The organism is Paenibacillus sp. A3 (genome assembly GCF_001399685.1).
In the GTDB taxonomy this organism is placed as follows: Bacteria; Bacillota; Bacilli; order Paenibacillales; family NBRC-103111; genus Paenibacillus_G.
Window position 1 is genome coordinate 1 of sequence record NZ_JTHN01000302.1, and the last position, 7,725, is coordinate 7,725.

Sequence of the window (7,725 nt, forward strand, 5' to 3'; positions counted from 1 at the left end):
GCTATACAATGCACCCGAATTAAAAAAAGAGCTGGAGCAGCGAGGCCACCGGTTCGCCACCACCTGCGACACCGAGGTGCTGCTCGTTTCGTTCGTCGAATGGGGCCGAGCCTGCGTCGACCGGCTCAACGGCATCTTCGCCTTTGCCATTTGGGACGACGAAGAGCAGACGCTGTTCCTCGTCCGCGACCGTCTTGGCGTCAAGCCTCTTTTCTATTCCTACGCGGATGGCCGGCTGCTGTTCGGTTCGGAGCCGAAGGCCATCCTGGCGCATCCGGACTTTACGGTTCAGATCAGCGGCGAAGGACTGGCGGAAATTTTCGCCATCGGGCCGGCGCGCACGCCGGGCCACGGCGTCTATAAAAATATGCAGGAGCTGAAGCCGGGTCACTGCATGGTCATGGATGCGCGCGGCCTAAGCGTACGCGCCTACTGGAAGCTGGAAAGCAAGCCGCACGAGGACGACGTGGAGACGACGGCCGCCAAAGTGCGCGAGCTGCTTCGGGACACGGTGATCCGCCAGCTCGCTTCGGATGTGCCGATCTGCACGCTGCTGTCCGGCGGGCTTGACTCCAGCGCGCTAACGACGTTTGCCGCACAATACTATGCCCGGCAAGGTCTCGGAGCCCTGCACACCTATTCGGTCGACTATGTCGACAACGATAAGCATTTCCAAGCAAGCGCCTTTCAGCCGAACGCGGATGCGCCTTGGATCAAGCGGATGACGGAACACCTCGGAACCGTGCATCATGCGATCGAATTCGATACGCCGGAACTGGTCGAAGCGCTCCGAACCGTCGTGCTGGCCAGGGACTTGCCCGGAATGGCCGATGTGGACGGTTCGCTTTATTTATTTTGCCGCGAAATTAAAAAAGGCGCCACGGTGGCGATATCCGGCGAAGCGGCCGACGAAATTTTCGGCGGGTACCCCTGGTTTCACCGGGAGGAAGCGCTGAATGCCGGAACCTTCCCCTGGTCGCTGGCGACCCCCGAACGCGTCGCCCTGCTCTCTCCCGAATTCGTCGATTGGGTAAAGCCCGCCCAATATGTGCAGGACCGCTATCGGCAAGCTCTCTCCGAAGTGCCCCGTCTGGCCGGCGAGAACGGGCAGCAGAACCGGATGCGGGAGATGTCCTATTTGAACATTACCCGCTTTATGCCGACGCTGCTCGACCGCAAAGACCGGATGAGCATGGCGGTCGGCCTCGAAGTGCGCGTGCCGTTCTGCGATCACCGGCTGGTCGAATACGTATGGAACATTCCTTGGGAGGTCAAAACGGCCGGCGACCGGGAAAAGGGCATTTTGCGCAAAGCGCTCCACGACATACTTCCCGAAGACGTGCTGGCCCGCAAAAAAAGCCCGTATCCGAAAACGCACAATCCGAACTACTTGACCGCCGTCCGCTCCTGGGTATTGGACATCTTAAACGATCCGTCCTCGCCTCTGCTTCCATTCATCGATACGGCCAAAATCCGCACCCTCGCCGAGGACGACGAAGGCCGCTTCCAGCTGCCGTGGTTCGGCCAGCTGATGACCGGGCCGCAGCTGTTCGCTTATTTGGCCCAGGTCGACACGTGGCTGCGCCATTACAAAGTATCGATTCGATAATAGCGGTACGGCTTCCTTAGGCCAAGAAGTCCCACAATTTGCGGATGGCCTGACCGCGATGGCTGAGCGCATTTTTCTCTTCGAGCGTCAGTTCCGCCAGCGTCCGGCCGAGCTGCGGGACGTAAAACAACGGATCATACCCGAAGCCCCCGCTGCCACGCGCTTCGCGAATGATGACGCCCTCGCACGTCCCTTCGACTTCGGCAAGCGGCGTTCCTTCCGCATCCACGAGCGCAATGGCGCTGACGAAACGGGCGGGGCTAAGCGCTTCGGGATGAGCCGCCTGATCCGGCCGGGGCAGCGGCTCCAGCTTGTCGAGCTCACTGACGAGCTTGCGGTTATTCGCCGCGTCGTCCTTCGGCTCGCCCGCGTAGCGGGCGGAGTATACCCCCGGCGCGCCGTCCAGACGATCCACGCATAAGCCGGAGTCGTCCGCCACTGCAGGAACGCCGAGCCGCCGGGCCACCGCTCTGGCCTTGATCAAGGCGTTCGCCGCAAAGGTATCTCCGTCCTCGACGATATCAGGGATTTCCGGGTAATCGAGCAGGCTTTTGACCGCGATGCCTTTCTCCTGGAACATCTTCTCGAATTCTTTGAGCTTGCCCGTATTCGTCGTCGCGATAACGACCTCAGGTCCGAGTCGCATGGGACGCCCCCTTAATGCGTTCGGCAATCGGTCCGAGCGCCAGTGCTTGCTCCCGAACCATCTCCTGGATGCCCGTTTCGGCCAACGCCAGCAGCGCGTCAAGCTCTTGCCGGGAGAACGGGGCTTCTTCACCGGTTCCTTGCACCTCGACGAATTTGCCTTGGCCAGTCATCACCACGTTCATATCGACCTTCGCTTTGGAATCCTCTTCATAGTTCAGGTCCAGGCACGGCTGCTCCTGAATGATGCCCACGCTCACGGAACCGAGAAAATCGGTGATCGGGAACCGGTTCAAATTCCGCTCCCGCGCGATTTTATCCATCGCGATCGCCATGGCGACGAACGCGCCGGTGATCGACGTCGTCCGGGTGCCGCCGTCCGCCTGGATCACGTCGCAGTCCAGCGTAATGGAACGCTCGCCCAGCGCTTCCAGATCGACGACGGAACGCAGCGCCCGTCCGATCAGCCGCTGAATTTCCATGGTGCGTCCGCCGAGCTTCCCTTTGGCCGCTTCGCGCTGATTGCGGACCGAAGTCGCCCGGGGCAGCATCGAGTATTCGGCCGTCACCCATCCTTTGCCCTGCCCTTTCATAAACGGCGGAACCCGTTCCTCCACCGTCGCCGTGCAGATGACCCGAGTATCTCCCACCTCGATCAGCACCGAGCCCTCGGCGTGTTTATTGTAATTGGTCGTAATTTTCACAGGACGCGCCTGATCGACTCTTCTCCCGTCGCTTCTCATTTAAGTCTCATTTCCTCCTTTTGGCTTTCACGTTCCCATTGTACCAGAGCGCCCCCGGAAAACCAAACGGGCCTGCGGAAACGAAAAAGCGCTCCTTCCGGAAGCGGGCCGTACAGGAAGGAGCGTTCGTTTATGAGGCATCGCGCACAGCTACAGCTTCAGCTGATTCACGGTTTGAGGCCGGGATACGGGCTTCGCGTAGCTCTGATTATCGGTTGCGCTTACTTTGGCGTCGCCGTTCACGAGAATTTGCACCTTGGCGGCCGTGTTCGTATTTTCCGTGAGCGATAAGACGACCGCTTTCAACGCTTCGGCAGGCGCTTTTTTATCCGGACCGAGCATTTTGTCCGAGAAATTGACCGTGATCAGGTCGTTCGTTTTGTCCACTTTCAGCAGCTCGGCTCCCGGAGCCATGACGGCAACCAAGCCTTTCTTCTGATCCGGTCCCGCAATAAGCTGCCGGATGACCGCTTCCGCGACGTTGTCCGTCCTTGGGACGAGCCGGGTTACGGGGACGTAATAGCTGTAATTTTCCTGATTCTGATTTAAAAAATACAGCGTAACCGGCGTCGATTGTCCGTACTCTACGCTTTCCGGCTTCTCCACGTTAATTCCGATCGCCCGGGTCAGTGGTTCGTCCAGCGGCGTGCCGCCGACCGGCATTTCTTTCAAAGGCTTGCCCTCGACGCGGAGCTGCACCTTTTCCACCGAAGGAAAGCCCGTCAAGGTCCAGGTGACGGCTTCCATAATTTTTCTTTCGTCCTGCAGGTTATAATCCGTAAACATTTTGGAAAAATCAACGATAGCCAGTTTTTGATCTTCCACGATGTTAATGCCTTTAATTTCGGTACCTTTGGGAAGGAGGCTTGTAAATCCGGCCGGCAGACGTCCTTGTACCGGACCGCCGTCCACCATGTATTCCAGCGCCTTGCGTGCGGCGCCTTGGCTCTTTTCGACTTGAACGGCAATCGGAGCGACGAACCCTTTTTCATCCTTGGTGTAAACCGTCACCTGCATCGGATTGGCAATCGTCTGGGACACCTTGCCGCTTGTGGCCATGGCGTCCGCTCCGGCCGGCGGAGGATCGATTTGCTGCGACTGTTCCTTCTTTCCCAAAGGCGAGCAGCCGGAGGCAAGCAGAGCGACCATTCCGACAGCGGCGGCCCATCGTATCCATTTGTATTGTTTCATTGCGTGTTCCTCCTTGGTATTGGGGTGTTGTCCGTTTTTACTTTTATGTATACGGGCGGCAGACAAGTTTATGACACCAATTTGTCCGATTCGGAGGACGATTTCGTTCATGGTACTTTGGACGGATATATCCTTGATTTATGCAGTACTAAAAGCCTATAATATAGATGTGTTTTTCCAAAAAGAGGTGATTTTCCATGGAAAACCGTCTTCATGATTTCGTGCCTGACGACCTATACCGGGCCGTTGTGCTTCAATCTCCGGATTGGCTGTGGGTATTCGACGAAACCGGTTCGCCGGTCGGCTTGTCCCCGGAGCCCAACTACGGTTCGGCATTGTTCCGCTGGGTATACGAATCCGATCTCCTTCCGCTGCAGCAGGCATGCCGCCGGCTTCTTCAAGAACGCGAACCGTTCGCGATGACGTTTCGGGTCGTGCTGCCGGACGGAGCTCTCGTATGGCTTGAAGGCCAAGGATATCCGTTAGCAGGCAAGTCTTCGGGATGGCAGGCCGCCTTGGCAGCCAAAGACATCACGGCGTTCAAGAAGCAGGAAGAACGGCTGACGCGTCTGGCTTACTACGATCCGTTGACCCAACTGCCGAACCGCAGGCTGTTTCAAGATCGTTTTATACAATCGCTGCATATGGCGAAGCGCTACCACCATAAGCTGGCCGTCATTTACCTAGACCTCGATGATTTTAAACGCATTAACGATACATACGGCCATGCGACCGGCGACGAGCTGCTGACCATGGCCGCTTCCCGTCTCTCGCATTCCATCCGGGAACCGGATACGGTCTGCCGGATGGGCGGCGACGAGTTCGTCGTGCTGGTGCAGCAGTTTGAGCACCGCGAGGATGTTGCCAAGATCGTCGGCAGAATCGCGCAGACGCTAAACCAGCCTTTCGAGCTGAACGGCCAAACGATGAGCATTACGAGCAGCATCGGCGTTTCCTGCTATCCCGAGGACGGGCATGATATCGAAACGCTGCTGCAGTGCGCCGATACGGCGATGTACGCATCGAAGCAGCAAGGCAAAAACCACTTCCGTTTTTTCTCGGAATCCTAAGGAGGCCTCTATGAGCTACAGCTTGAACAGCAAGCAGGTTGCCGAAGCTTCGGCCTTGTGGCTGACGAAGCGCGGCGTCACCATGGAAGATATAGCGGAGCTTACTTATTTTCTGCAAAAAGACTACTACTCCAGCCTGTCGATGGACGAATGCCGGGAAAGCGTGGAGCAGGTCCTCGGCAAACGGGAAGTGCAGAATGCCATTTTGACGGGGATTCAGCTCGACGTGCTGGCCGAGGAGGGCAAGCTGCTGTCTCCGCTTCAGGAGATGATCGAAAACGACGAGGGGCTGTACGGCTGTGATGAAATCCTGGCTCTGTCGATCGTCAATGTGTACGGCAGCATCGGGCTCACCAACTTTGGATATATTGACAAAGTCAAGCCGGGGCTGGTCGGGCGGCTGAACGATAAGAGCGGCAAGCACAAGCATACGTTCCTTGACGATATCGTCGGCGCTATCGCGGCGTCCGCCAGCAGCCGCATCGCTCACCGCAAGCAGAAGGAGAAGGAAAGTACGTAGACCTAAAAGGAAACGGCGCATCTCCGAGGGAGAGCGCCGTTTTTATTTACTGCGAGTCCGTTCCTAATGCGTTGCCTTTGCCGCTTATTTCAATGTCGCCAGCGATTCGGCTACGGTTTGCAAGTCTGCTTGGGACAGCTTGTCCGAGCTAAGAGCAATATAAGTTTTGTCCAGCTTCAAATGAAGGGTCTTTTGCCCGTCAGCCGTGACCCATTGGCCTGTCCCGTTGCGGAGCTTGACCTCCTGCTTCGATTCCACCTTGCCGCTCGGCTTGATCTCTTCCGGCGATTCCATGATCGTCATCTTGTAATATTTCAGCGTCAGCAGCTTGGCGCTGGTTCCCATCTGGTCGATCTTATCGTCCGAGGCTCCACGCTCCGGCAAATAATACGTCGGTACGCCGGCGGTTTTGGCCGACGTGGCGACGGTCGTCCGCTCCAATTCGGTATATTGAAGCTGACCGATTTTGATAGGAGCTTCCTCCGGCGGCTTGGCCGCCTCTCCGCTTTGGCCGGTCTGACCCGGCGTCGTCGTCTGTCCGGGTTGACCTGGCGGGGTCGTTTGCCCCGGTGGAGTCGTTTGTCCTGGAGGGGTCGTCTGCTCCGTCGGAGCGGGCTCCGGGGTTTTCGGCGGCTGGGCCGCCTCTTTCTTGCAAGCTGTCAGCGTCACGGTGAGAATCAGTGCGGACAACAGAGCCGCCGTTCTCATCCATTGTGCGTGTTTTTTTGTTTTCATCGTCAAGCACCTCCGTCGAATGTAACCCTAACCTGCAGATCGATTCGGGCACGGGTGAAAGCGTCACGCCAGCGGTCCTGTTTCCACACGCCAGGATATTGCTGCCGCACGGACTCCCCCAAGCGCAGCGGATCGGAGCGCAGGCCTTGAAGCAACCGGATCAATTCCGTTCCCTGCCGCTGCAGGTTCGATGCCCAACTATCGGCGGTAACGGATGGTCCGCCGGGCGAAGCCGCCACCCGCATCACGATGTTCAGCCGGGGCTGCTTCAAATCGCCGTTGCTCGCAATTTCAGCCCGGCAAGTAATATTACGCAGCAGCGGGGAATCGGTAGCAAACGGCGTCTCTCCCGAAGACCATTCGAGCTTCGGCAGACCGTAACCCCCCATCATGCAAGCGAGCAAATTGCTTTGGGACGAGGTCAACTCGGCCACAAGCTCTTGTTTCTTAAACAAAAGCGCCCGGGTTGAAACATCCGATTGGTTGGGAATATTATCCTTCGCGATCGAACCTGCGGACAAGTAGGGCAGGACCACATCGTCCTCGTACGCGCTCCCTGCAAAACGGAGCGGGTCCGCGGTCCAGCCTCCTTCCCGGAGCCGCGCAATGCCGCCGTTCATCGTGTCCGGGCTGCTGACGAACCGTTCGGCCGTCCCTTCCACCACCGCCACTAGCGGTCTGCGGCCCTGCTTTACGCCGAGCATCCGGATCTGCCTCGTCCAGGAAGCGGGAAAGCCGTGCGAGCGCGCCCAGGCTTCGCCGATCGCCACAAGCTCGGGAGGCCGGTTCCGCTCCCAGCGGTAAGCCGCAGCTTGGAACGAAACAAACGATTGCATCCGCGGACCGGCATTCGAGTATGGCTGCAGCGGGCGGCCGGACGCAGGCGGTCCATAGCCCGTCGTTACGCGAAGACCGCCGGGGCCCTCGTCAATGCCTGCGGCTACGAGCCTCGCTTCCTCCGCCTGCCATGCGCGAGGCTCCGCATCCGTCAAGCGGACGCATCCCGCCATGGGCAGCAGGCAAGCCGCAGCGAGCGGCAGCGATACGGCCCGGTTCATCAAGATTCGCTTTATGTTCAAAGGAAGCCGCCTCCAGTTGAAAAAATAGTCCGATAACCGTTAACGAAAAACGCGTTACAGATCATCTACTATTTCCCAACGACTCCCTTTTTATTCCAGAGCTTGCTTTCTCACACCCGGCCCACATCAAAAA

8 protein-coding genes are annotated in these 7,725 nt (G+C 58.1%); 3 read left to right on the forward strand and 5 right to left on the reverse strand.

What is annotated here, in order from left to right; all coding sequences use genetic code 11:
• Positions 1-1,609, forward strand: a 1,609-nt coding sequence (gene asnB, locus QJ48_RS33450) for an asparagine synthase (glutamine-hydrolyzing) (RefSeq protein WP_054977618.1), incomplete at its 5' end; no start/stop codon positions are given.
• A 16-nt stretch (positions 1,610-1,625) separates the two neighbouring features.
• Here asnB and QJ48_RS33455 read toward each other — a convergent pair.
• The 3 genes from QJ48_RS33455 to QJ48_RS33465 form a co-directional block, all read right to left on the reverse strand.
• Positions 1,626-2,255, reverse strand: a complete 630-nt coding sequence (locus tag QJ48_RS33455) for an XTP/dITP diphosphatase (RefSeq protein WP_054977619.1) — start codon at positions 2,253-2,255, stop codon at positions 1,626-1,628.
• Positions 2,239-2,997 carry a ribonuclease PH gene (rph, locus tag QJ48_RS33460; RefSeq protein WP_054977620.1) on the reverse strand — a complete coding sequence of 253 codons (759 nt, stop codon included), beginning with the start codon at positions 2,995-2,997 and terminating at the stop codon, positions 2,239-2,241. Before rph ends, QJ48_RS33455 begins: the two co-directional genes overlap by 17 nt.
• Before the next feature lie 150 nt (positions 2,998-3,147).
• Positions 3,148-4,188: a GerMN domain-containing protein gene (locus QJ48_RS33465; protein ID WP_054977621.1), complete on the reverse strand. Its 1,041-nt coding sequence runs from the start codon at positions 4,186-4,188 to the stop codon at positions 3,148-3,150.
• A 197-nt stretch (positions 4,189-4,385) separates the two neighbouring features.
• On the opposite strand from QJ48_RS33465, the gene QJ48_RS33470 reads away from it, so the two are divergent.
• Together QJ48_RS33470 and QJ48_RS33475 are read left to right on the forward strand one after the other, a co-directional pair.
• On the forward strand, positions 4,386-5,258 hold the full coding sequence (locus tag QJ48_RS33470; protein WP_054977622.1) for a sensor domain-containing diguanylate cyclase: 873 nt from the start codon (positions 4,386-4,388) through the stop codon (positions 5,256-5,258).
• A gap of 10 nt (positions 5,259-5,268) precedes the next feature.
• Positions 5,269-5,778 (forward strand): phosphatidylglycerophosphatase A, encoded by a 510-nt coding sequence (locus tag QJ48_RS33475; RefSeq protein ID WP_054977623.1) that lies wholly within the window; start codon positions 5,269-5,271, stop codon positions 5,776-5,778.
• Positions 5,779-5,862: 84 nt separating this feature from the next.
• Here the strand turns inward: QJ48_RS33475 and QJ48_RS33480 are convergent, their stop codons facing one another.
• A complete protein-coding gene (locus QJ48_RS33480; protein ID WP_054977624.1) occupies positions 5,863-6,513 on the reverse strand; it encodes a hypothetical protein in 651 nt (216 codons plus the stop codon).
• A gap of 2 nt (positions 6,514-6,515) precedes the next feature.
• Positions 6,516-7,592: a Ger(x)C family spore germination C-terminal domain-containing protein gene (locus QJ48_RS33485; RefSeq protein WP_054977625.1), complete on the reverse strand. Its 1,077-nt coding sequence runs from the start codon at positions 7,590-7,592 to the stop codon at positions 6,516-6,518.
• Between the last annotated feature and the right edge of the window lie 133 nt (positions 7,593-7,725).